The sequence below is a fragment of the Furfurilactobacillus milii genome, assembly GCF_009863985.1.
GTDB lineage: Bacteria > Bacillota > Bacilli > Lactobacillales > Lactobacillaceae > Furfurilactobacillus > Furfurilactobacillus milii_A.
Genome location: NZ_WEZT01000001.1, coordinates 23,136 through 47,147, shown reverse-complemented (window position 1 = coordinate 47,147; position 24,012 = coordinate 23,136). Strand labels below are relative to the sequence as shown.

The following is a 24,012-nucleotide window of genomic DNA, read 5'->3' as shown; positions in this document are numbered from 1 at the left end:
TAATCACTCCTTATAGCTGGTTGGGATTAACTACTATCATTGTAAGAGATTGCTTTGGGCCTTTTTTTTTTTTTGTTCGGATTAATTATAGAATTTGCCAGACATAAAAATAGTGATCATCCAAAATTTCTGGATGATCACTATTTTCAGTTACTACTCAATTTCGAAAAACTCTTACTAAAGTTTATTTAGCGTCGTAAGCTGCTTGGAATATCTTGATGATATCTTCTTTAGTACCTTTACGAGGGTTGGAGAAGGCGTTCCCATCCTTCAAGGCGTTTTCAGCCATCAATTCAAAGTCTTCAGGCTTTGCACCAATTTCCTTGATGGACTTTGGAATACCAACATCTTGTGACATTTGCTTCATGGCCTTGATGGACAATTCAGCGGCGTCACGAGTTGACAAACCATCAGTGTTTTCGCCCATGATCTTAGCTAATTCAGCAAACCGTTCTGGGTCAGCAACGATGTTGTATTCTTCAACGTAAGGCAATAGCAATGCACAGCAGACACCATGTGGGGCGTCATATTGACCACCAAGTTGGTGAGCCATGGCGTGAACGTAACCTAAGTTGGCATTGTTGAAGGCCATTCCGGCTAACATTTCAGCTTCGACCATCTTAGTCCGTGCTTCTAGGTTATGACCGTTTGCAACGGCTTCACGTAAGGAAGTTTCGATCAATTTGATCGCTTCCATACATTGTGAGTCTGTGATTGGGTTGTGGTCAACGGAAACGTAAGGTTCGATGGATTGAACGAAGGCATCCATCCCAGTTGCGGCAGTTAAACCGGCTGGTACGTCCAACATCAAAGTTGGGTCGTTGAAGGAAACCAACGGAATGTTACGCCATGAAACAACAACGAACTTCAAGTGTGTTTCTTCGTTCGTGATAACGGCGTGACGGGTCAATTCTGAACCAGTTCCGGCAGTCGTGTTAACGGCAATCAATGGTGGCAAAGCCTTGTCCAAGGTTTCAATACCGGCCAATTTAGTAATGTCGTCACCGTTTGTCAGGATGATACCGGCACCTTTACCAGTATCATGAGCAGAACCACCACCAACAGTGATGATTGAGTCGGCACCAGATTCTTCATATAACTTCTTAACTTCTTTGATGTTACGGATCTTCGGGTTTGGTTCAACATTGTTGTAAACAACGTAATCAACGCCAGCTTTGTCCAATGAAGCCAAAGTTTGTTGAACGGCACCATCTTTCAAACCTTCCAAAAACTTGTCAGTGACGATAACAGGTTTCTTCATGCCTAACATCTTGGCACGGTCACCAATCTTTTCAATGACACCAGGGCCAAAGAAATTAACACTTGGCATTAAGAAATCGTAACTACGTTCAGCCATAACTGAAAAACCTTCTTTCATTATTTGTGAAAACATTTAACAACTCATTCACAAATAAACTATAACTATAAAAGTTACAATTATCAAGACCATTTTTAATGATTCACAAACTCGATTATTGCAAGGATTATATGCTAGTTATTATCTTGCTGTTTTCACGGAATCGCTTTCATAGATAATAAACAAAATTCACAAGCGTGACTATTTATTTGTTGCGTAATTTAACTGTTAATAAGCACTACACATTTGAAATAGCGACGCGATTTTTAAGAAACAAGCTGTTTGAGACCTCTTAATGTTGAAATGATTTGGTATTTTGCTGGTCGTAAAATCTTGGTAAATTCACCAATTTCTTCCGCTGGATAACCATTAAATCCTTTTTTGAACTCAAACACGCCATCAGAGCCATCGAACTCACCGGCAATACCAAGAAAATTGTACGTTTGGATGTGCTGCCGGATTGCCTCGTGCATCATGGCATCCTGAATGAGAAATGGGCCACGAAACATCTTGAATTCTTCGTTTGTGTAACTGAAAACATAGTCCATTTCTTGTGGTTGGATGATAAACATTGCACCGGCGATATTTAACGTCGTGCCATATTCGTCAGCAAACATTTTAGCCTGGGCGATTTTTCGCGTGTGATTGTTTGATTGACGTTTGAGTTCAGCAATCTTGGCTTCGTTGTAACCTTTATGCTTGGCAGTCAGTTCGTTGATTTGTGCATCGTTGTGCGTGATTTTTTTCTGATAAATGGCAATATAATTATCCAAATTCAGTTCCGCAACGACAAACTGAACCCGGTTGCCATACGTTTCAAAAGCATCTTGGTAATAGGTGAGTGGCTTGTCTGCAAAGTGTAACCGCTCAGCCGTTTTATTAGTGTTGTATTTAAACTCACTGAGTTCATCAAATGGAATTTGTCGGAGGGTGACGCCAAACTCTTTGGCTTTATTGAGGCTATAGCGCGTTTTAGACCCGTAACTTTTAGTCAGAGTATCAGCGTTCAAGTGACTTAGATCCTTTTTATAAACGTAGTGATTAGCGTGCATAGCGGTCTTATACCCAACTGACTTGAAGTCAGCGTATCGGTAGCCGATTTCAGAGAGTGCTTGCGCTAGTGCTTCATTTTGCGAATCAATGATCGTGCCGTTGTTGTCTAGGATGTGAAAGTCTAAATTCGGTACTAGCTTCAATTCGAGTCCTTGATGCTGGAAGGCATATTGCTCCAAGTCGGCAAGAAAGACGCGCAATCGATCGGCGCTGGCTTTGTCCGGTGCAATTACTGGTCCACCGTATACTTCGAACCGATAACCGAAATGAATTTTTCGACCAACCAACAGTGCGGCCATAACTAATTCATCGTCTTCATATAGGCCACGAAACGTGGTGAGGTTATGCTCCCGTAATAAGAGTCGTTGTTGCCAGACGGTTTGATAAAAATTGCCGGTCGGACAATGTTGTTCAAACGACATAAATTCGGTAGGATCAATTTCTTTTACAGTTAACATAGGCAAACCTCCATCAAATCAAGATTAGACTCACTATCAGGGTTCGACCTTTAAATGGCCTTAAAGTTGATTATTAAAACGGTAACAAGAAATTTTCTTAAGAAAATTATCTGTAGTTTTAAAAGATGGTGACCTAACTATGCACCAGAAATATTAATACTGTTATTTATTGAAATGAAAACGTTTTTAATGCGAGCGCCGTTTGCTGCGGTTTAGCATGTGTCTGAAAAGATGATTGTTAAACATATCTGACAAATGGGGTGGGAAAAATGAAACAATTTAAAGTTGATGAGGCTTTTGTCGATCAGTTAACACTGGCTGAAAAGGCCGCCTTCGTTTCTGGTAAAGATTTTTGGTATACCGCTGGCGTTCAGCGTCTCAATGTTGGGCGGATGATGATGACAGACGGGCCTTCCGGATTGCGCAAACAGGAAGAAGGAACAGATGCGACGGGCGTTAATAAGAGTGTAACGGCCGTTAATTTTCCTGGGTCGGCGTTGGCCGCTAGTACGTTTGATCGCGAGATGATGCATGACACCGGTAAAGCGCTCGGAACTGCCGCCAGTCACGAGCAGATCAGCTTATTGCTGGGGCCAGGCATGAATATCAAACGAAGTCCGTTGGCTGGCCGCAACTTTGAGTACTTCTCTGAAGATCCATATTTGACGGGAGAAATAGCGGCTGCATATGTGCGCGGTGTTCAAGAGATGGGTGTCGGTGTCAGCATCAAACACTTTGCGGCTAATAATCGTGAAAGCCAACGCTTTACCAACTCCTCCAACATGAGTGAACGAGTATTGCGGGAAATTTACCTGGCGGCGTTTGAAAAAGTCGTGGTCGAAGCCCATCCAGCTAGCGTAATGGTGTCGTATAACGCCATTAATGGGACATTAAATTCCCAAAATCAGTGGTTATTAACAGATGTTTTGCGACACGAGTGGGGATTCGATGGTCTAATTCTGTCGGATTGGGGCGCCGTGGTTGACCAAGTGGCGGCCCTGAGAGCTGGTTTGGATTTAGAGATGCCAGGGCACTCACCAGAATCAGAAGATGCTGTAATTAACGGTGTCAAAAGTGGTGAGCTAACCATGGCAACGTTGAATCGGGCTGTGCTGTACGTCTTAAAAACCGTTGAAAAGTGGGGCAGTACTCAAGAAGTCTCGCCGTATCCCATGGACGAGCAACATATTAAGGCCCGTGAAGCGGCCGACGATGGGCTCATTTTGTTGAAGAACGAGTCGGACATGCTGCCGATCAAACCGCAAGATCGGTTAGCTATCATTGGTGCGTTTGCTAACCAACCGCGTTATCAGGGCAGTGGTAGTTCCCACGTGAATGCTTATCAGGTCGTCACACCATTGGATGTCGCCCGCGCATTGCCAAACGACATCACTTATGCACCCGGATATGCAATTGAAGGCGACGGTGCAGACCAATCCATGATAGATGAAGCGGTGGCCAATGCTCAGGATGCCGATAAGGTCGTGTTCTTTGCCGGTTTTCCAGAATCCATGGAATCTGAGGGATTCGATAAAACGACGATGTCCTTGCCGGAAGCACAAGTAAAGTTACTTAACCAGATTTTGAGCGTCAACCCACATGTCGTTGTTGTACTTCAAAACGGGTCTGTTGTTGAAATGCCGTGGGCCGATCAGGTACCCGCTATTTTGGAAACTTATTTAGCTGGTGAAGCGGTTGGCGAGGCAACTTGGGATATTTTATCCGGAGCAGTGAATCCATCTGGTAAATTAGCGGAAACCTTTCCGTTAAAGCTAGCGGACAATCCAACCTATGGCACGTTTGCGCGGAGCTACAGTGAAGAAAATTATCATGAAGGGCTATTTGTCGGTTATCGCTATTATGACGTAAAACAGCAGCCGATTAGATTTGCGTTTGGGCACGGCCTTAGCTACACGACTTTTAAGTACTCTGGATTGAAAATCGTGGACCAGGGTGATTCAGTGGCCGTGACGTTTAAGCTCACGAACACTGGCAAACGAAGTGGTCGCGAAGCTGTTCAAGTTTATGTTGCCAATCATGCCAGCACCGTTGAAATGCCAGTTAAAACGCTGGCAGGGTTTGAAAAACCAATGCTGGCCGCAGGTGAAAGTCAGTTAGTCAGCATAACGTTGCCACGTCGTGCGTTCAGTTGGTATGACGAAAGTAAGCCAGGGTGGCGGGTCGACAATGGCAGTTACGACATTCTGGTCGGCTCTGCCTCAGATGACATCCGCATGCAAAAGACGGTTCGGTTGAACTGGGCTGCCGCACAGGACCGGGTAACATTAGATAGTTACATCAATGACGTGATGGATGATTCGTCACTGGCCCCGGCTGCTACCAAGTCAGGATTAGATGCCGTGTTTGAAAAGTTGCGGGCTGCTGGTCCAGGAGCGGCATTTCTGATGAATATGCCAATACGGCATGTACTGACACTCGGCGCTACAGGTGATCAACTATCGCAATTTTTGAAGCTTGCTAATCGTTCAACCCACAGTAAAAGGGAGTGATTCTGATGGCAAAGAAGAAAACGAAATTTGATTTTGATCCCGTCATTTCCGCACTTGGTGGGCGGGATAACGTGATGTCGGTCTCAGCGTCGACAGATTTAATGAAAATCACCACGAAGACCAAACTGACGGATGAGCAAGTTGCAGCGTTAAAAGCAATCCCCGTCTGGGACGATGTTAGCTTTAAGGGCCCGGACCTAAAGTTGGTACCGAATGACGACATTGAATTTGATGATTATGGCAGCCAGTTGACACAAGCGTTAACGCGGAACAACGCTAATATTAAAACGAAAAATGTGGTTGGCAGAGTACTCGACTTTGTTTCCCAAATATTCATTCCAATTATTCCGATGTTTGCTGGTTCCGGTATTCTGCGTGGTTTACTGGTTCTCTCAACTGAACTCCACTGGCTAAGCGCGAATAGTAGTACTTACCACATTCTGTATGCGGCTTCTAATGCAGTATTCTACTTTCTTCCAATCCTGCTGGCATTTTCAGCAGGACGAGCTTTCAAGGTTGACCAGATTAGTAGTGCTGTGATCGTAGCGGCATTGATGGAACCGAATATTGTCAATCTCCTTCACCACGGTGCGACCACCGGGATAACACACTTCTTTACCATTCCGGTGGTTCTGCAGCAATATTCTTCAACCGTGATTCCTGCATTCTTAGCAATTTGGTTATATGGTAGATTGTAAAATTAATCCGAACGCTGTTCGGACAAAAAAGATCAGCTTCCTTTAAAATGGTGTTTACCACAAACCCATCTTTTAGGAGCTGACCAGCGACCGCTTAAAATACTCGACTGGCAAACACCGTATCAGGTTATGCTGACAAATTTGTCCAAAAATTCGGATTAAATTTGCAATCTACCATATAGCTATGCTGAAAAAGGTCTCAAACGTATTATTACGCCTACCTTACAAGTTATCTTTGTGCCGCTGCTAGCACTAGTTGTCGTTGTGCCTTTAGTCTTGATCGTTGTGGGCCCAATCGGCATATATCTAGGACAAGGATTAGCTGCAATTATGGCTTGGCTGGTAAAGGCAAACTCCACGATTACTGGAGCAGTGATCGGTGGATTGTGGCCGGTCTTCGTTATCTTTGGTCTACATTGGTCAATCATTCCGATTATCTGGGGCAACTTAGCTAGTGCAGGGCACGACTTCATCATTCCGATGGCGGCCACCTCTAACTTTGGTATTGCCGGTGCCGCAATGGGTGTGCTGATTCGAGCACGGATGGCTAAAACACGTTCCCTAGCCAGTTCAGGTTTGATCTCACTGCTAGTAGCCGGAATTGGCGAGCCAACTATTTGGGGATTTGCCATTCCAATGCGCCGTCCATTTATCGCCGCCTGCTTAGGTGGAGCTTCCGGGGGTGCCGTTATCGGATTTTTCCACGTTGATGGCGTCGCCGCAGTTTTCGGTGCTTTGACTACGCTCCCCGGTTTCGCCACACCAACTTTCATTTGGTACATTGTTGGCATTTCAGTGGCCTTTGTCGTCAGCACCTTATTGACGGTAATCTTTGGCTTCGATGAGACGAAATTAGGCGTTAACAAATAGCTAATAGTGCGAAATATGCTGTGTTGGGTTGGTACATTTCCTGGGAAATAAATAGAAGTGCCGGTTGAATGCTGGCGCTTTTTTCATGTTTGCAGCGCCACAGTGGAATACCCTAAAAGCGTGGAAAGCTGAGCAACAACCACCAACAAATGGCAGTGTAAAAACGATTTAGAGTGACTGATAAACATCTTAGATGGTAAAATTTGAGTATCCTGAGACAATTCAAAATGAGAGGTGCCAACATGCATATTGGTAAGCAGATTCAGTCTCATCGTCAGCAACTAAGATTAACCCAAGATGAGCTTGCCGAGCGACTATATGTGTCGCGACAAACGATTTCCAACTGGGAAAATGGGCGACATTACCCAGACATTGAAAATCTGCTATTGCTTAGCAATCTGTTTGACACCTCTCTAGATGAATTAGTGAAAGGAGATGTGGCGGTGATGCAACATAAAGTGTATACCGACAAAACAGATCGTGATGTGAAATGGATGTTTGGATTGACGGCTGCTGGGTTTATTGCGATAGTGCCATCGATGTTCTTACCAAGAGGAGGATGGGTGCTTCTAGCTCCCGGATTTTTCTTCGTTGCGGCTTTCCTGGTCAGTTGCCATATAGATTATCTAAATCGCAAAGCTGATGTGCACACATATAAAGAAATTATCGCTTATATGAATGGCGAAAATGTTGATCAGTTACGCCAGCAACGTAATCGGCGGCGTGATGGATGGGACAAAACAAAAATTGTCCTGGCCTTCACGCTGAGTTGTGCAATTTTAGCGTTAGTTGCTATGGTTCCATATTTTATTTATCGTTTTATCGTTCAGCTAAGTTGATTACTGAGTGTTTAACTTTTCAAATTTCGAAGTCTCATAAAAAAATCGTTGACGTGCTGAACTGAAATGGTTATGCTTACTTTCAGTTAGTCATGGGCTAATAAATTTTAAGCAAAAGGAGTGCCAAACATGTCGTTAAAACAATTCTGTTGTTGTCAAAACTGTTTATCAACCAAGTCGATGACCATGGTGAACAATGTCTGTTGACACAACGGGATTTCTTTAATGACGATGGCACGCTAGTTTGAAGTTTGGCGGTCAACGTAAAAAAGAATCATGTGACAACGCATTTTGTCCATTCGTGGATAAGATGCGTTTTTTGTGCATGCTGGACGATTTAAAAATATTGTCGTTCATGTTTCACTGATGCAAATCTTATCCACATCAATTAATAAATTTGAGGGGTATGACAAGCATGAAATTACATTTAAAGCGACGTGGACGAGTTCTCACGTTAATGACGGTATTACTGGCACTTATGGCATTGGTACTAACGGCATGTGGCAAGAAAAACACTAGCAGTGATCGGCAGACTCTTAAACTGTCGGCCCAAGCACCGCTAGATACAATTGATTTGTCTAAAGCCACTGGTTATGGTCAAACCGGTAACGTATTCGAGAGCTTTTATCGGTTAGGTAAGAAGGGTAGTCTTACGCCCGGTTTGGCAAAGTCCGCTGAGGTTAGTCAGGATGGGAAAACTTACACTTTCCATTTGCGACCAAACTTAAAGTGGAGCAACGGCGATGCGCTGACGGCAAAGGACTTTGTTTATTCATGGCGGCGCACACTAACACCATCAACTAAGTCGCAATACGCATACCTGTTTGACGGCATTAAGAACGCAAACCGTGTAAATGCTGGTCAAGCGTCCGTCAAATCGTTGGGGATTAGTGCACCGAATAAAAACACGGTTGTTGTGCAGTTAGAGCGGCCAATTGCGTATTTTAAACTGTTGATGGCGTATCCGCTATTTGCGCCGCAGAACCAACGAATCGTTGATAAATATGGTAAGAAGTATGCCACCTCTTCAAAGCATATGGTATACAGTGGTCCGTTTAAGATGACGGGTTGGAACGGTACCGGTAACCATTGGCAATTCGTCAAGAACAATCAGTACTGGGATAAAAAAGTCGTTAAGTTGCACAAAATTACGTACCAAGTTATTGGCAACAACACGACTGGTGTAGAAATTTTTGATCAAAAGAAATTAAGTTTGACGTTATTGTCTAACCAGCAGGTTAAAAACTACAAAGATGACCCGCGATTCCGTCAGTATCCATATTCTTACATGACGTATTTGAAATGGAATTTTCATGATTCTGATGCCACAAATAACAAGGCAACAAATAATTTAAACATTCGTCAAGCGATCGCGCTGTCTGTTAACCGAGCTCAGTTGACTGAAAAGGTTTTGGGTGATGGTTCACGCGTGCCAACTGGGTTTGTTCCAGGTGGATTAGCCACTGATGCCAAGAACAAAAAGGACTTTGCTAGTGAGCAGAAAGTTGCCCATACAGTCGCTTATGAACCGGCATTAGCCAAGAAGAAGTTTGCCACAGGTTTGAAAGAAATTGATCAGAAAAAAATCACACTTACCCTGCTGTCAACGGATGACGATGGCACGAGTCCGATGGTGGCACAATTCCTTAAGAGCCAGCTTGAGAAAAACTTGCCCGGACTGACATTGAACATTCGCTCAATTCCTTCTAAAGCTGCTAACCAGCAAGGTCAAAAGGGCGATTTCGATATCATGCTTTCAGGTTGGGGCGGTGATTTTAACGATCCAATTACCTTTTTACAAATTCCTCAGACAAATACGGCGTATAATTACGGTAAGTGGTCAGACACAAAGTACGATGATTTGATTGATCGCGCCCAAAATATAGATGCTAACGATTCTGAGAAGCGGTGGCAAGATCTGATTCAGGCCAGTCAATATTTAAATCAGGTACAAAGTTTCACACCACTGTATCAGGCAAACTATGCTTATTTGCAACAAAACAACGTTCAGGGAATCATTCATAACACGGCTGGTACTCAGTGGAACTACAAGTACACTAGTATCAAGTAACAAAAGTCTGGCAAATGTCATGAATGATTCTCAATTATGTAACTGGATTTTTAAGGGTCCTGTGTGATAGTCTTGTTGATATTAAAAAGGATCTTTAAGTGGCATTGTAAATGGAGGAATCACCATGGCAGCAGACGTTAAACCACGTTTGATCGACGACCAGCTTTGTGTCGCCGTTTATAACGCGAATAAATTATTTAATCATTTTTATATTGAAACACTGAAGCCTTACGGACTAACATTCCCACAATACATTGCCCTATGCGTGTTATGGGAACAGGACAAGTTAACGGTCAATGAAATTGGTGAACGTGTCAGCTTGGACAGCGGTACTTTAACGCCGCTATTACGTCGTTTGGAAGCCAATGGTTGGGTCAAACGGACACGGTCAAAGGTTGACGAACGTCAGGTTGTCGTTAAATTGACGGCTAAGGCGAAGTCCAAACGCGATGAAATTTACCAACATGTAACTGACTGTCAGGATTTGCTGAATTACGATGACGATACTTACGTAAACTCACGTTCAGCAATGTTCGATTTGTCAGATCGGTTAAAAGCTGTCGAAGGCGAAGATTTGTCCGCCAAGTAGTTGTTGCCGACAGTCAGAAATAAGTTATACAAAAACGCTGTGTAAGAAAATGGGTCACTAATGGCTCATTTGCTTGCGCAGCGTTTTTTGTGGAATCGAGCGATAGGCGAAGCTGTTTCAGACTGCTACTTTTCAACTTTTTGTATTTTGACTACCCTTGAGGACTGATGGCAACGGCCTTATTTGATCGGTGTAATGTGATTCCCAAAATAATTAGCCACGCCACAGTAATTAAGAAGTTGCCCCAACCAAATTTTGGAATTAAAGCGACTGCATTAAGACCAACACCGGGGATGAGGACTAACACGGTTATAAACGAGTTGGCTAGGCCAAGACTACTGGATTGACTGGCTGTATATACAGCAGCAAACGGCAATTTCATGCTTTGCCCAGCAATAATTTGAGAAATTAATAGCGAATAAAGCGTTGCATTAATATCCGTGATTAAGGCTTGCCAACCAAGTAATGGGGTTAATAACACCGCAAGCAACAGCGCTTGTGGGATTAATAATCTAGCAACAACCATCCAAATAGTTGTTTGACGAAAGACCTGTGCATGAAACTCAGGAATTACTTTAAAAACTTTCACAGCTTCGGGGGTACTACTGTATCGAAGATTAATGATCAGTTGTGGAATACTAAAAGACATTGCGTAAACAGTCAGCGTTAGCCAACGATTCTGCAAAAGTGCTTCCCAATGACCGCCGTCGATACCGAATTCGACAAGAAAAACGAATACGATGACCACGGTGAGCCCTAAAACAGGATATACCCGCAGATGATAGTCTCGTTCTGTTTGGTTGAGCCGCCAGGCCAGGTTGAAATACTCACGTTTGCGAAGGTTGTGACGGTATGGCAAGGCCATTAGCCGTTGCCAAACGCCAATACGTGGCGTTTTATCCGAATGAACGCCCAATTTTTCTAACATAACTTCAAATTGACTACTGATGTGAAGGTAGTAGACGACACTTAAGATTAATCCCAGGATAGCAAAGCCGGTGAAGATGATTAGACTTGGCGTCCATGCGCTTTGCCACGCAGCTAATGGGGCGGCAAACCAAAATGGAAAAGCGATGACGCTCCACCAGTGCCATATTGGTGAAATCGTAAAACTGACATTGAGATTATCCAGCAAGTTTGGCAACTGGGCAGCCGCATAGATTAAAATCATAAAAGCAATTTGAAAGACGTTAATCATATTGCGTAGCTTGTCGCCATTAAACGTATGAAGAATGACAAAGTATAGCAATAAGGCAACAAACGATGTGAAGATTGTGAATAAAACGACATCGATTAAAAACAAGATGGCAAATACTGGGGATGCTCGCCAAATCAATATCAGAAACGCTGGACCAACGAGTAGAAAAGCAATAGTACCAACATAGTAGCTGATGTGAATCAAACGCGCTGCATTCAACGTTTGATTGTTAACGCCACGAACGCCAATAATCTGTCGATCTCGCGGATCAAGTAATACGGACGAAAAACTCGATAAAATAGTGGTGAATAATATCATGAAATAGGCGAGAAAAAAGTAGCACATGGTCGAAAATGAAGTTCCGAATAATAGCAATAGTCCAAAAATTACGCCATAGATACCGTAATACCACAGTGATCGTAAAAGTCCACGCGCGGTGGGAATCTCGTCATCTTTCTTAGTGTTGTCTGTTTTCATCTGCATAAAGACAGTGAAAAATGAAGTGTCACGAGTGTCGAGTAATAGCTTATATGTCAAAATGAGTCGTAGTTGCCTGTAATTGACGTTGTGTTTGGCAAATAGTGATTGAAAGCGATCCAAAAAAACAAGTAGCCCACTTTCTTTGTTGGTTTTACTTTTTTTATAGAGCATTTAGGACACCCCCAATACGTCAATGAAGGCTTGGGCCTTTTCACCATGTTCTTTGAAACCGGTCATGTCGTTGAACAACTGCTGGAGGGTAGTGTCAGCGCTATTAGATAGGTCAGCAAACGTTCCGTGGGCCGCTACCTGGCCATCATGAAGTAATAAAATTTGGTCACTAACGGCCTGAACGACATCTAAAATATGAGACGAGTAAAAGATGGTTTTGCCTTGATCCCGAAGTTTGCCCAAGACCTCTTCAATAATTAGGACGGTATTGGCGTCGAGTCCATTCAATGGTTCATCCCAAAACAGTAAATCGGGATTGTGTAGCAGACTCGCGATAATCAATACGCTCTGCCGCATGCCTTTCGAAAAACTGCTGATGGGTTTATTGAAGCTGTCCCCATTGTCTAAAATGGTGAGCAACTGTTGCCCTTTGTAGCGAGCATCTGCCTCCGTTAATCCATAGAGTTGCCCAATAAAACTAAGGTATTCGTTGGCGGTGAGCGCTTCGAAAATATCAGCATTCTCGGGTACATAACCGATTCGCTGCATAAGTGCATCACGTTGATCGTGCAGCGACTGGCCCAAGATAGTTATTTCGCCGTCACTAGGTTCCTCTAGGCCAAGAATGATTTTTAAAGTGGTACTCTTACCAGCACCATTTTGACCGATATAGCCGACAATTTGACCAGCTGGAATTGCAAACGTCACGTCTCTTAGCACCTGATGATTTTCAAAATGTTTAGCCACATGGTTCAACGATAAAACATCTGCCATTTTAAACGCCTCCTATAAAATAACTTTTCTCTTATTTTACCGTAAGACAGATTTTAAATGGCAAAAAGAGAACTGGCTAAAACTGCTATCTAAAAAATATGAATTGAAGATTTGACAGTTCGCTCATTCTGTTTCACGTGTAACAAATTGCTAAAATTTGTGAAAACGCGATAAACGGATTACTCTCACAAATAAAAAGATGCGTTCTCGTCATTAGTTACTGATTTTTATGAAAAGTCATGTAAATATTAATATGACAACAGATTCAATGCACGCATTGTTCATGTTTTCACAGCTTGACAGATGAAAAAGATACTCCTACATTAATCATCGAAAGCGATTTCATTTTTCACAAAGTTTCGATATTGGAAATTTGTGTTGAAACTTTGATAAGCAGTAATTAAAAAACTGTCATGATTTATGAAAAAAGACCAGATATGGCCAATAAGATTAGTGGTTCAGATGCAGTATTGAAGGTAATTGAAGCGTGGGGCGTGGATCATATTTTTGGTTACCCTGGTGGTTCGTTTGATTCAACAATGAACGCTCTATATAACCAGAGTAATAAATTGAAGTTCATTCAGGTTCGTCACGAAGAGGCTGGCGCATTAGCTGCCTCAGCGGAATCAAAGTTAACTGGTAAGATTGGGGTTTGTTTTGGATCAGCAGGCCCCGGTGCCATCCACTTAATGAATGGCTTATATGATGCTCGTCATGACCACGCACCGCTGCTGGCCATTGTGGCCCAGGTGCCTTCAAGTAACATGAACCGGGATTTCTTCCAGGCCATGGATGAGGAACCTGCCTTCAACGATGTTGCTGTTTGGAATAAAACCGCAATGAACGCTGAAGGTTTGCCACAGCTGGTCGACGAGGGGATTCGGCACGCTTATAAGTATCACGGCGTTGCTGTGTTGACGATTCCTAAAGACTTTGGCTGGGCCATGATTGATGATACGTATGAATCAAACGCAGTTAATCACGTTGCGCCACTATATCCAGAGCCAGACCCGCAAAAAATCGATGAAGCCGTTAAATTGATTGAACAGGCTAAGGCGCCCATGATTTACTTCGGTAAAGGTGCGTTTGGTGCCGCTGATGAATTAAAGGCCGTTTCCGAAAAGTTTAAGATGCCATTGGTTTCATCTGTTTTGGGTAAAGGTGTTTTGGATGAAACGTATCCAGCCTACATGGGCTCAACAGGTCGGGTTGCACCTAAACCTGGTGCCGACCTCGGTTTTTCTACTGACTTAATTGTTTGGGTCGGTAATGATTCACCGTTTAGTTCGATGCTGTTTACTCCAAAGGCGAAGGTTATTCAGATTGATGTAGACTCGGAAAAGCTTGGCAAACGTCATCATATCGATGTGCCAGTTCTCGCTGACGCTAAGAAAGCATTGGCCGCCATCGCAGCTAAAGGTGAACAGCAGGAACCAAGTGCTTTTTACAAGGCTGCGTTAGCTGATAAAGAAAATTGGCGCGCTTGGCAAGACAGTTTCAAAGATGACGAAGAAGTACCGCTTCGTCCAGAACCAGTCTTTAACGTGCTGAACCAGACGGCTAGTGATAAAGCTGTCTTTGCCGTTGATGTTGGTAACGTCAACATTAATTTTGAACGGTTAGTTGATATTCATGGTGATCAAAAATGGACGACTTCCGGTCAATACGCAACCATGGGTTATGGTTTGCCAGCTGCGATTGCCGCAAAAGTCAATTACCCACACCGCGATGTATACAGTCTGAGCGGTGACGGTGCGTTTGCCATGCTGATGGAGGAAATTCTGACTCAGGTTAAGTATCACCTGAATATTGTGAACATCGTCTTCAGCAATGAAACGCTGGGCTTTATCGAAGCTGAACAAAAAGATGACAGTAATCAACCACTCTCCGGTGTTGATCTGCCAGCAACGGATTGGGCCGCTATTGCCCGCGGAATGGGTGCCGAAGCTTATACTGTTAAGACACTGGATGACTTCAAACAAGCCATGGCTGCCGCAAAGCAGGCGAGTGCGCCAGTTGTCATCGACGTGAAGTTTACTCACGAGATGCCATTGACGACGCAACACATGTTCCTTGATCCGAGCTTCCAGCCTAAGGACAAAGTGGATGCCTTTGTTGAAAAGTATCAAGCTCAGGCACTGAAGACCTTTAGCTACTTTTTGAAGCAAGCCTCCGGTAGTAGTGATGATGAAGCCGATGCATCGACAGGTGCTTCGGAAGACACGGAGGAGGAAACACCTGCTGAAGCTGACACGCAGTCAGGCGATATTGATGCTTCAACTGGGGCTTCTGAGGAAGATTAGTTGTCAATTTAATCATTGAGTTTGTTCGCTAACCGATAAATATGAGATTGAATGTCAGCGAATACAAAATGCCATGTGCTAAAGTCGCCACAAAAAGTGGGGATGATAGACATGGCATTTTTGTTTAATTGGGCAGAAGTAGAGCCAGACGAATACGCAATGACAACGACCGATGGCAGTATTGTTGATTTGGGTGAACGAAATTATCTGCGTATCGATGGCAATGGGGATGAAGATAGCGTCGAATTTCGTCGTGATGCGACCAGCATGATTGCTTTAGGCGAGTTCTTGTCCGAGGCGCCGAAACATGATATCACGATTGCATCATTTCGCAATTTCATTCATTACCCACTGATGGTTAACTGGTATGGTGATTTGCACGCACCTCACGAACGTTTTCAGATGAGAATGAAACAACCTAACTTTATGCCAAACGAAGCTGTTACAGCGGCAATTGATCAACTACGTGGCAAAATTCCCGTCGTTGGTGATGTAACCTATGAGCGATTTAAAGAAGGCCTGGAAGCTCAGGTGAGCCAAACTGGTCTAGCCACACCGGAATTAGTCGAAAGATTACAAATGTTTATCGGCAATAGCCCGTTTGTTATTGAACATGGCGATGATTGGCACCGAGAGCTGTATTTGAACGATGTGTCGACGTTGCCACAATCCCAATGGCAAATTATTTTGCGCCAACAAATTAGTGTTGCTGATCCAGTAGCGGCGCGCAATTTCCCGATCATCACAAATTGACTTGGGATAATTTTCACATTGACAAACAATTTGAAAACTAATATCTTTATGCCAGTTGAATAAATCATTTCTTCGGGGCAGGGTGAAATTCCCGACCGACGGTGACAACAAGGTGTTGTTTGACAGCTTGTTGAAGTCCGTGACCCGCGCAAGCGGTTGATGCAGTGTGAATCTGCAACCGACAGTACAGTCTGGATGGGAGAAGAAATTGGCGATGATCATTTGCGGCCGACCGGTTAAGTAGGCAGTACGCTTTTTTAATTGGCGCAGTCTCAAAATGATCATCGTTACAAAAGTTGATGAAATTACTTTCATCAGGGTTTGTTTACCTAGGCAAATTTACCGCCCCGTGAATTTTTATATTCGCGGGGCGTTTTTTTGTAGAGTGATGCCGAAGCCCTGGGCGACAGGTGCACGTTTAGGTAGAGTGATGCCGAAGCTCGGGAAGAACCGAGTAATTTTCAACACATTTAGAAACGGGGGGGTTGGATGATGCAGTCGGACTATATGGCTCAAGCGATTGCTGCAGCACGCTTGGGCACTGGTTTAACGTATCGCAACCCACTGGTGGGTGCCGTGATTGTGAACAACGATCGGGTACTGGCCGTGGGACATCACGTTGGCTTTGGTCATGCTCATGCTGAAGTTGACGCGTATCAACATGTAACACACCCCGAAGATGTGATTGGTTCAACGATGTATGTCACTTTGGAACCGTGCAGTCATTATGGCAAAACGCCGCCATGCGCACAGCAATTGGTGAAGTGGGGCGTTAAGGAAGTCTTTGTTGCGCAACAAGATCCGAATCCCTTAGTTGGCGGTAAAGGCATTGCTTATTTGCGTGATCACGGTGTGCAAGTTCACATTGGCTTGATGGAAGTGGCAGCTCGGCAATTGAATCGTGCCTACAACTTTTACTATGAGCATCAGCGACCATTGGTGACCGTCAAAGTTGCTCAAAGTTTGGATGGCAAATTGTCATTGAACGATGGCAAACGGACGTATTTGACCGACACGGTAGCCAATGCTGACGTCGATCACTTACGTGCGAGCCAGCAGGCAATTTTGATCGGCAGTCAAACGGCAATCGATGATGATCCACGTTTGCTGGTCAAAGAAAAAGTAGCCTACCCGCCTGTTCGCGTCCTTTTGGATCGCAGAAATCGGGTATCTCATGAATCACGTTTGTGGCAAAAGAATAAGACGCCCCTATGGCACTTTGTGACAGGGAAAGAGTCGACAAAAGGTATTGAAGACGACATTGAAGGCAAAGATACACGGCGAACTTTTATAGCGCCAGAGTGGTCGATTGGCAAGGTTATTCAAACGTTATCGGATAAAGGGATTCAATCCGTGCTAGTTGAAGGTGGCACTCATATTCAAGATGCTTTTCTTCGTGCTGGATTGGTCGATCAGCTTATTATTTATCAGGTTCCAGAGATTTTCGGTGGCCAATCACTGGCATCTTTCACCAGTAGTGCAAATTCAATGCGAACGAGATTTACCCCAGTGACGATAGAAAAGTGCGGGAATGCCACTAAAATGACATTCATCCGGCCATCACTGGCGGCAGATTGGGGGCTGGACTGATGTTTACTGGAATTATTGGTGGTCTTGGCGAGGTCGCACAAATTCATCGTCAGGGCCATACCTTAATGCTAGAAATCACGATACCGTCGAATATTAGAACGGGTTTACAGCCAGGCGACAGTTTGTCAGTAAACGGCGTTTGTCTGACGGCGACATCGGTGAGTAACTCAAACGTAACCCTTGATGTAATGCCAGAAACATTCAAACGAACGACGCTGTCCTCGATGAATATTGGTCAGACTGTCAATCTTGAGCGAGCGCTTTCTGCAGAAGGTCGGTTTGACGGTCATATCGTGCAGGGACACGTGGATGGCGTCGGCCGCATTATTCGAGAATGGCAGGATGAAAACGCACGGTTTGTTCAGATTCGATTGCCACAAGCGTTAACCAATCAAGTGGTGACCAAAGGGGCAATTGCCGTTGATGGCACCAGTCTGACGGTCGTTCAGGCGAGGACTAACTGGTTCACTGTCAGTCTTATCCCACAAACACAGTCTGCGACTACCCTTGCGACTAAAAGAGCGGGCGCTGAAGTGAACATAGAAATCGACGTCATTTATCGCTACTTACAGAACATGAAGGGAGATAAAACACATGGCAACACTTACTGAAAAAATAACAACAGCTTTAACAGCTTTGAAGCATGGCAAACTGATTCTAGTGGCCGATGATACCAACCGAGAAGCCGAAGGGGACTTGATTGGACTGGCCTCATTAGCAACGCCGGATTCAGTTAACACAATGACGAAGGATGGTCGCGGTTTGATTTGCGTGCCTATGACAGCTGCAAAAGCAGCGCAGTTAAACCTGTCTTTGATGACAACGGCAAACACAGAACATTTTCATACTGCGTTCACAGTTAGCGTGGATGAACGTCACACGAGCACGGGTATTTCAGCATATGAACGCGCAACGACAATCCGCCGTTTGGGTCAGGCTGACGCGACTGAAGCTGACTTTGAACGACCAGGACACATTTTCCCGTTGATTGCCCGTGACGGTGGTGTGCTTGTCCGGCGTGGACATACAGAGGCAGCAGTTGACTTAGCCCGTCTAGCAGGCGAGGAGCCAGCGACCGCGTATATTTGTGAAACATTAACCACTGATGGTCACATGCGACGTTTGCCAGAACTAAAACAGTTAGCGAAAGAGTTAGGAATTCCGTTGATCACAATCGATGACTTAGCCCGATATCGTTACTTGATTAACGACGGCGCAGTCACGGGTGACGTACGAGTTAAGCTACCCACACAGTATGGCGAGTTTACGTTAACCGATTATGAAAGTGCAACGGATCAACGGCTGCAATTGCTCCTTCATTCAACGACGGCAAGTGCGACTGATATTCCGTTAGTACGTTTGCACTCGGAGTGTTTTACAGGGGATGTGTTGGGGTCCAAACGTTGTGACTGCGGCCAACAACTTACTACAGCGATGACAAAAATCGGTGCAGAAGGTGGTTACTTGTTGTATTTACGCCAAGAAGGTCGCGGAATTGGACTGAAAAACAAACTGCGTGCCTATCAGTTACAAGAACAGGGGCTCGATACCGTGGAGGCAAACGAACATCTCGGTTTTGAACCGGATGAGCGCGACTATGGGATTGCTGCAGCAATGTTACATGATCAGGGTGTCGACAGAATTCGTTTGATGACCAATAATCCGGATAAAATTGCTGGTCTACAAAAATATGGCATCGAAGTGGTTGAACGTGTGCCACTTGAGGTGCCTGTGTACGTCGAGGATCATGATTATTTAAGAACAAAGCAGTTTAAATTTCATCATGCCCTACACGTTGATTAAACGATATGTAAATTCAAAAAACGATTAATAATGGAGGATAAGAAAATGACAGTTTTTGCAGGGGAGTACTTAGCACATCCGGGTAAAATTGCGATTGTCGTAAGCCGTTTTAACGAGGCGGTAACAGGAAAGCTGCTGGGTGGCGCACAAGATATGCTACATCGGCACGAGGTAAACGACGATGACATTGATGTTGTCTGGGTACCAGGTGCGTTTGAAATTTCAGGGATGGTCAGGCAATTACTAGCAACAAATCGCTACGCAGGGGTAGTTACACTTGGTGCGGTGATTCGTGGCGAAACTAGCCATTATGATTATGTTTGTAATGAAGTGGCCAAGGGCGTTGGTCAATTGGCTTTGAACAGTGATGCGCCAGTTGTATTTGGTGTATTAACAACGGATACCTTAGAACAGGCGCAACAACGTGCTGGTGGTAAGGCTGGTAACAAAGGGAGTGACGTGGCAGCGGACATTCTTGAACTGATCGATTTGCACCAACAATTAGCTAATGCGTAGGTAACGTGTTGTTCACATGCGAATACAAAAAATCACGAGCCAACGGGACTCGTGATTTACATAGATAATTATTCAGCTTGGCTCAATGCGTCCACAATGTCCGCTTCAAACTTCTCAGGTTTTGTCTGTGGTGCATAGCGTTTGATAACCTGGCCGTCACGACCTACTAAAAATTTGGTAAAGTTCCATTTTATTCGACCATGACCAGCAGCATCCTTTAAGTAGGTGAATAACGGATCTTCATCGTCACCATTCACAGCAACACGTTTTGTCATCGGAAAGGTTACACCGTAGTGAACTTGGCAGAAGTCATCCGTCTCTTCATCTGTCGATAGCTCCTGGTGGAATTGATTTGATGGTAGGCCAAGAACATCGAAGCCCTGGTCATGATACTTTTTGTACAGGTTTTCCAATCCTTCAAGTTGTGGTGCAAAACCGCATTTGCTAGCGGTGTTTACAATCAAGAGAACTTTACCGCGATAGTTGTCTAATGGGATGGTTTGTCCGCTCATTTCAGTTTCCGAAAAATCATAGATTGATGCCATTAAATGCGCTCCTTTCTAATTGCTTGATAGTGTTACATCATTACTTGTGGTTATTGTGCGTCAATTTCATAAATAATGCGAGAATCGGGATTTTGCAGTTTCGAGGAACATGATGAACGTTTCACGTGAAACGGAGAAGATGGAAGTATCCTTCCAAAATCAAGAATTAGTCAAATACGGAAATATACTTTCATTTCCCGAAAGGCAACTCATAGAAAAAGCCATCCCAAAAGAGGATGGCTTTTTCTATGAAACATCATTCTTTACGTTTGCGCATGCCGAAGATTGCTGAAACAATCAATACCAGAATTACCGCTCCAATAATGGACGGGAAGACTGCCATGCCGGCAAGCATTGGTCCCCAGTGACCGAAGATCATTTGACCCAGCCACGCTCCGACCAGACCGGCAATAATGTTACCGATGATGCCCGCTGGCAAGTCACGATTTGTGATCATCCCAGCAACAACACCGATTAATCCACCAACAATAAGTGACCATAACCATCCAAACATAAGCATGCTCCTTTCTTATGAAAACAATAAGGTTTTGCGTTGATTTAAAGGTATCAAGAAATGATGAATAGCTCAATTTTTATGCTTAAAATAATTCACATTTGTGGTACATTTACACTTGTGGTACATTTACACTTGTGCTACATTCACAGATGTGATATAGTATTTATCGAAGGGAGGTTACCGAGAATGTCATGAAAATTGATGTGAAGACGTATTTGGTCGAGCATGACTTGACCATCTATGAGGTGGCTAAGCGCAGTGGCTATGGGTATACCACCTTACACAAGTCGTTTAATAAACGGCAAACTGATGCGACCCCGCTGAACATAAGAGATCTTGACGCATTAGCGCGTGCACAGCACGTTCAAATGTGGGAAATCCTAAGGGATCTGGAGTCGCATTATATGAACTAGCCTTTAAAGAGCTTTGAACTGAAACATTGGTACAGAGGAGGAAATTAAATATGGCACAACAAAACTTTTCTAACGATCCATTTGGCAACAACATGGACGATATTTTTAATCAATTAATGGGTAACATGAACGGCATTAACTCAGAATCACGTTATCTAGTCAATGGTCGCGAGATGACACCAGAAGAATTTGCGGAATACCGAAAGAATGGTCATTTAGCAGCGTCTGAACAAGGGCGTGGCAAACAGGCGGTTCAAAACGGAAAGAAGCAAGGTATTCTGGAAAAACTGGGTCGTAATTTAACTCAGGAAGCTCGCGATGGCAAGCTAGATCCAGTCATCGGACGGAATAAGGAAATTCAGGAAACGGCCGAAATTTTAAGCCGTCGTACTAAGAACAATCCAATTCTTGTCGGAGATGCTGGGGTTGGTAAAACGGCTGTTGTTGAAGGACTGGCACAAGCCATTGTGAATGGCGATGTGCCAGCAGCCATCAAGGACAAGCAGATTTGGTCAATTGATTTGTCTTCATTAGAGGCGGGTACACAATATCGTGGTAGCTTCGAAGAAAATATTCAAAATCTGATCAAAGAGGTTAAAAAAACTGGCAATGTCATCTTATTCTTCGACGAAATTCACCAGATTTTAGGCACTGGCTCAACTGGTGGCGAAGATGGTGGCAAAGGTATGGCCGACATCATCAAGCCAGCACTGAGCCGTGGCGAATTAACAGTCATTGGTGCAACAACGCAGGACGAATACAGAAATACCATCATGAAGAACGCAGCACTTGCTCGCCGTTTCAACGATGTTACGGTTAATGCACCTAGCGCTGAAGATACCGTGGCGATTCTGAAAGGAATTCGCAAGTTGTATCAGGATCACCATAACGTTGACTTGCCGGATGATGTTTTGAAGGCCGCTGTTGATTACGCGGTTCAGTACATTCCACAACGCTCATTGCCTGACAAGGCGATTGACTTGCTGGACATGACAGCCGCACACTTGGCTGCACAACATCCAGTTACTGACAAAGTTAGTTTGGAAGCACAGTTGAAGCAGGCTGAACAAGACAAACAGGCTGCCGCTGATAAGGAAGATTTTGAAGCCGCTGGTAAAGCGAAAGCCAAAGTTGATGCGTTAACCAAACAGTTGAAAGACGGCGGTCACGAAGAACGCCCAGTTGCAACTGTCAATGATGTCGCCGCTGCTGTTGAACGGTTGACTGGGATTCCAGTTTCACAAATGGGCGCCAGTGATATTGAACGGTTGAAGACCATTAACAAACGCCTTAAGGGTAAGGTTATTGGTCAGGATGAAGCAGTTGACATGGTTGCTCGGGCAATCCGTCGTAACCGTGCCGGTTTTGATGAAGGGAACCGACCAATTGGTAGCTTCCTGTTTGTCGGTCCAACCGGTGTCGGGAAGACGGAATTGGCTAAACAACTCGCCTTCGATATGTTTGGCAACAAGAATGCGATTATCCGTTTGGACATGAGTGAATATACGGATACGACCGCTGTTTCCAAACTAATTGGGACGACTGCCGGGTATGTTGGCTACGAAGACAACGCCAACACGTTGACGGAAAAGGTTCGTCGTAACCCATACTCCATCGTGTTACTTGATGAAATTGAAAAGGCCAACCCACAAGTGTTGACTTTATTACTTCAAGTCATGGATGATGGGCGTTTGACGGATGGTCAAGGGAATGTGGTCGACTTCAAGAACACGATTATCATTGCGACGTCTAACGCCGGCTTTGGTAACGAAAGCTTGAGTACCGATGAGAATCAGAACAAGAGCTTGATGGACAAGTTGGCACCATACTTCCGTCCAGAATTTTTGAACCGGTTCAACGGAATCGTTGAATTCAGTCATTTAACTAAAGATGACTTAGGTCAAATTGTGGATTTGATGATCGATGACGTTAATGCGACATTGGCTAAGAAACAAATTACCTTGAAGGTAACGGATGACGCCAAAGCTTGGTTGATCGATCAGGGTTACGATGAAGCGATGGGCGCACGTCCATTACGTCGGGTTATCGAACAACAAATTCGTGACCGCGTCACTGACTTCTACTTGGATCACTTGGATGCCAAACATCTGGAAGCGGACTTGGTTGACGGTGAAATCAAGATCAAGGATTTGGACAAAGACAGCGTTACCGAATAGTGTTTGACCGCATAAAGACCCAGTGCCACATGCTGACACTGGGTCTTTAGTACATATGTTAAGTTTTTTACAGTGAGTCGTCTGCCGTTGCGGCAACCAGAGACGCCGTTCCATGAGGGCCGGACTCAACCCGCTAAGATCGCGGTTTTCGTCCTCGATTTTGAGCCGAAGTTCCGTCTCAAAAGTCGTCCCACACTACTAAATGGCCAAAAGCGTGCCATTAAGTAGTGTCGACACGGAACTATGTCTCTGGTTGCCTTCACTACCACATGCTTATGGATATAGGAGTAACTCGTCCAAGGTATTTACAATAGTTCAGAGTTTCTT

Annotated in this window: 20 protein-coding genes, 1 pseudogene and 1 riboswitch; of the genes and pseudogenes, 15 read left to right on the top strand and 6 right to left on the bottom strand. The window is 44.3% G+C overall.

The features are described 5' to 3' along the window. Positions 1-184: 184 nt before the first annotated feature. Complete coding sequence (locus tag GB992_RS00220; protein WP_161000712.1) at positions 185-1,357, bottom strand: iron-containing alcohol dehydrogenase; 1,173 nt, start codon at positions 1,355-1,357, stop codon at positions 185-187. Positions 1,358-1,623: 266 nt separating this feature from the next. Continuing rightward, positions 1,624-2,868 carry a peptidoglycan bridge formation glycyltransferase FemA/FemB family protein gene (locus GB992_RS00215; protein ID WP_161000711.1) on the bottom strand — a complete coding sequence of 415 codons (1,245 nt, stop codon included), beginning with the start codon at positions 2,866-2,868 and terminating at the stop codon, positions 1,624-1,626. A gap of 269 nt (positions 2,869-3,137) precedes the next feature. Between GB992_RS00215 and GB992_RS00210 the strand changes: the two genes are divergently transcribed. From GB992_RS00210 to GB992_RS00180, 7 genes and pseudogenes are all read left to right on the top strand, one after another. Then, positions 3,138-5,378, top strand: a complete 2,241-nt coding sequence (locus GB992_RS00210) for a glycoside hydrolase family 3 C-terminal domain-containing protein (RefSeq protein WP_161000710.1) — start codon at positions 3,138-3,140, stop codon at positions 5,376-5,378. A 5-nt stretch (positions 5,379-5,383) separates the two neighbouring features. Next, on the top strand, positions 5,384-6,076 hold the full coding sequence (locus GB992_RS00205) for a PTS transporter subunit EIIC (RefSeq protein ID WP_161000709.1): 693 nt from the start codon (positions 5,384-5,386) through the stop codon (positions 6,074-6,076). A gap of 63 nt (positions 6,077-6,139) precedes the next feature. Continuing rightward, a pseudogene (locus GB992_RS00200) lies at positions 6,140-6,238 on the top strand (IS30 family transposase); the annotation flags it as partial. Continuing rightward, the gene (locus GB992_RS00195; RefSeq protein ID WP_431188822.1) at positions 6,239-6,946 is read left to right on the top strand and encodes a PTS transporter subunit EIIC; all 708 of its coding nucleotides are present in this window, start codon (positions 6,239-6,241) and stop codon (positions 6,944-6,946) included. It begins immediately after the preceding pseudogene. A gap of 242 nt (positions 6,947-7,188) precedes the next feature. Beyond that, positions 7,189-7,785, top strand: coding sequence for a helix-turn-helix transcriptional regulator (locus GB992_RS00190; RefSeq protein ID WP_161000707.1), 597 nt, complete (start codon positions 7,189-7,191; stop codon positions 7,783-7,785). Positions 7,786-8,200: 415 nt separating this feature from the next. Continuing rightward, complete coding sequence (locus tag GB992_RS00185; RefSeq protein ID WP_161000706.1) at positions 8,201-9,856, top strand: peptide ABC transporter substrate-binding protein; 1,656 nt, start codon at positions 8,201-8,203, stop codon at positions 9,854-9,856. 124 nt (positions 9,857-9,980) lie between these two features. Then, positions 9,981-10,445, top strand: a complete 465-nt coding sequence (locus tag GB992_RS00180; RefSeq protein ID WP_161000705.1) for a MarR family winged helix-turn-helix transcriptional regulator — start codon at positions 9,981-9,983, stop codon at positions 10,443-10,445. 151 nt (positions 10,446-10,596) lie between these two features. Here the strand turns inward: GB992_RS00180 and GB992_RS00175 are convergent, their stop codons facing one another. Together GB992_RS00175 and GB992_RS00170 are read right to left on the bottom strand one after the other, a co-directional pair. Next, positions 10,597-12,294 carry a hypothetical protein gene (locus GB992_RS00175; RefSeq protein WP_161000704.1) on the bottom strand — a complete coding sequence of 566 codons (1,698 nt, stop codon included), beginning with the start codon at positions 12,292-12,294 and terminating at the stop codon, positions 10,597-10,599. Further along, positions 12,295-13,068 carry an ABC transporter ATP-binding protein gene (locus GB992_RS00170; protein WP_161000703.1) on the bottom strand — a complete coding sequence of 258 codons (774 nt, stop codon included), beginning with the start codon at positions 13,066-13,068 and terminating at the stop codon, positions 12,295-12,297. It lies immediately after the preceding gene. Positions 13,069-13,505: 437 nt separating this feature from the next. Between GB992_RS00170 and spxB the strand changes: the two genes are divergently transcribed. The 6 genes from spxB to ribH all read left to right on the top strand — a co-directional run bounded on the left by spxB (position 13,506) and on the right by ribH (position 20,033). Next, positions 13,506-15,371, top strand: a complete 1,866-nt coding sequence (gene spxB, locus GB992_RS00165) for a pyruvate oxidase (protein WP_161000702.1) — start codon at positions 13,506-13,508, stop codon at positions 15,369-15,371. A gap of 111 nt (positions 15,372-15,482) precedes the next feature. Continuing rightward, on the top strand, positions 15,483-16,124 hold the full coding sequence (locus tag GB992_RS00160; protein WP_161000701.1) for a hypothetical protein: 642 nt from the start codon (positions 15,483-15,485) through the stop codon (positions 16,122-16,124). Positions 16,125-16,188: 64 nt separating this feature from the next. Next, positions 16,189-16,335, top strand: a riboswitch (FMN riboswitch). A 278-nt stretch (positions 16,336-16,613) separates the two neighbouring features. Further along, complete coding sequence (ribD, locus tag GB992_RS00155; RefSeq protein ID WP_161000700.1) at positions 16,614-17,714, top strand: bifunctional diaminohydroxyphosphoribosylaminopyrimidine deaminase/5-amino-6-(5-phosphoribosylamino)uracil reductase RibD; 1,101 nt, start codon at positions 16,614-16,616, stop codon at positions 17,712-17,714. Further along, the gene (locus tag GB992_RS00150; RefSeq protein WP_161000699.1) at positions 17,714-18,325 is read left to right on the top strand and encodes a riboflavin synthase; all 612 of its coding nucleotides are present in this window, start codon (positions 17,714-17,716) and stop codon (positions 18,323-18,325) included. Before ribD ends, GB992_RS00150 begins: the two co-directional genes overlap by 1 nt. Next, a complete protein-coding gene (gene ribA, locus GB992_RS00145; protein ID WP_161000698.1) occupies positions 18,309-19,517 on the top strand; it encodes a GTP cyclohydrolase II in 1,209 nt (402 codons plus the stop codon). The genes GB992_RS00150 and ribA overlap by 17 nt, the downstream gene beginning before the upstream one ends. A 45-nt stretch (positions 19,518-19,562) precedes the next feature. Next, positions 19,563-20,033: a 6,7-dimethyl-8-ribityllumazine synthase gene (ribH, locus tag GB992_RS00140; protein ID WP_161000697.1), complete on the top strand. Its 471-nt coding sequence runs from the start codon at positions 19,563-19,565 to the stop codon at positions 20,031-20,033. Positions 20,034-20,101: 68 nt separating this feature from the next. Here the strand turns inward: ribH and GB992_RS00135 are convergent, their stop codons facing one another. Together GB992_RS00135 and GB992_RS00130 are read right to left on the bottom strand one after the other, a co-directional pair. Further along, the gene (locus tag GB992_RS00135; RefSeq protein ID WP_161000696.1) at positions 20,102-20,578 is read right to left on the bottom strand and encodes a glutathione peroxidase; all 477 of its coding nucleotides are present in this window, start codon (positions 20,576-20,578) and stop codon (positions 20,102-20,104) included. A 256-nt stretch (positions 20,579-20,834) separates the two neighbouring features. Further along, on the bottom strand, positions 20,835-21,092 hold the full coding sequence (locus GB992_RS00130) for a GlsB/YeaQ/YmgE family stress response membrane protein (RefSeq protein ID WP_161000695.1): 258 nt from the start codon (positions 21,090-21,092) through the stop codon (positions 20,835-20,837). 194 nt (positions 21,093-21,286) lie between these two features. Here GB992_RS00130 and GB992_RS00125 point away from each other — a divergent pair, with 194 nt between their 5' ends. Both GB992_RS00125 and GB992_RS00120 read left to right on the top strand, forming a co-directional pair. Further along, positions 21,287-21,508: a helix-turn-helix domain-containing protein gene (locus tag GB992_RS00125; protein WP_017261307.1), complete on the top strand. Its 222-nt coding sequence runs from the start codon at positions 21,287-21,289 to the stop codon at positions 21,506-21,508. A gap of 50 nt (positions 21,509-21,558) precedes the next feature. Next, a complete protein-coding gene (locus GB992_RS00120) occupies positions 21,559-23,685 on the top strand; it encodes an ATP-dependent Clp protease ATP-binding subunit (RefSeq protein WP_161000694.1) in 2,127 nt (708 codons plus the stop codon). The last annotated feature ends 327 nt before the right edge of the window (positions 23,686-24,012 follow it).

Excerpts from the sequence above, each read along its gene's own strand:
- GB992_RS00170 (WP_161000703.1), bottom strand. The coding sequence starts at position 13,068 with ATGGCAGATGTTTTATCGTTGAACCATGTGGCTAAACATTTTGAAAAT.
- GB992_RS00160 (WP_161000701.1), top strand. The coding sequence starts at position 15,483 with ATGGCATTTTTGTTTAATTGGGCAGAAGTAGAGCCAGACGAATACGCA.
- GB992_RS00135 (WP_161000696.1), bottom strand. The coding sequence starts at position 20,578 with ATGGCATCAATCTATGATTTTTCGGAAACTGAAATGAGCGGACAAACC.
- GB992_RS00190 (WP_161000707.1), top strand. The coding sequence starts at position 7,189 with ATGCATATTGGTAAGCAGATTCAGTCTCATCGTCAGCAACTAAGATTA.
- GB992_RS00175 (WP_161000704.1), bottom strand. The coding sequence starts at position 12,294 with ATGCTCTATAAAAAAAGTAAAACCAACAAAGAAAGTGGGCTACTTGTT.
- GB992_RS00215 (WP_161000711.1), bottom strand. The coding sequence starts at position 2,868 with ATGTTAACTGTAAAAGAAATTGATCCTACCGAATTTATGTCGTTTGAA.
- ribD (WP_161000700.1), top strand. The coding sequence starts at position 16,614 with ATGATGCAGTCGGACTATATGGCTCAAGCGATTGCTGCAGCACGCTTG.
- GB992_RS00180 (WP_161000705.1), top strand. The coding sequence starts at position 9,981 with ATGGCAGCAGACGTTAAACCACGTTTGATCGACGACCAGCTTTGTGTC.
- GB992_RS00150 (WP_161000699.1), top strand. The coding sequence starts at position 17,714 with ATGTTTACTGGAATTATTGGTGGTCTTGGCGAGGTCGCACAAATTCAT.
- GB992_RS00120 (WP_161000694.1), top strand. The coding sequence starts at position 21,559 with ATGGCACAACAAAACTTTTCTAACGATCCATTTGGCAACAACATGGAC.
- GB992_RS00185 (WP_161000706.1), top strand. The coding sequence starts at position 8,201 with ATGAAATTACATTTAAAGCGACGTGGACGAGTTCTCACGTTAATGACG.
- ribH (WP_161000697.1), top strand. The coding sequence starts at position 19,563 with ATGACAGTTTTTGCAGGGGAGTACTTAGCACATCCGGGTAAAATTGCG.
- GB992_RS00210 (WP_161000710.1), top strand. The coding sequence starts at position 3,138 with ATGAAACAATTTAAAGTTGATGAGGCTTTTGTCGATCAGTTAACACTG.
- GB992_RS00220 (WP_161000712.1), bottom strand. The coding sequence starts at position 1,357 with ATGGCTGAACGTAGTTACGATTTCTTAATGCCAAGTGTTAATTTCTTT.
- GB992_RS00130 (WP_161000695.1), bottom strand. The coding sequence starts at position 21,092 with ATGTTTGGATGGTTATGGTCACTTATTGTTGGTGGATTAATCGGTGTT.
- ribA (WP_161000698.1), top strand. The coding sequence starts at position 18,309 with ATGGCAACACTTACTGAAAAAATAACAACAGCTTTAACAGCTTTGAAG.
- spxB (WP_161000702.1), top strand. The coding sequence starts at position 13,506 with ATGGCCAATAAGATTAGTGGTTCAGATGCAGTATTGAAGGTAATTGAA.
- GB992_RS00205 (WP_161000709.1), top strand. The coding sequence starts at position 5,384 with ATGGCAAAGAAGAAAACGAAATTTGATTTTGATCCCGTCATTTCCGCA.
- GB992_RS00125 (WP_017261307.1), top strand. The coding sequence starts at position 21,287 with ATGAAAATTGATGTGAAGACGTATTTGGTCGAGCATGACTTGACCATC.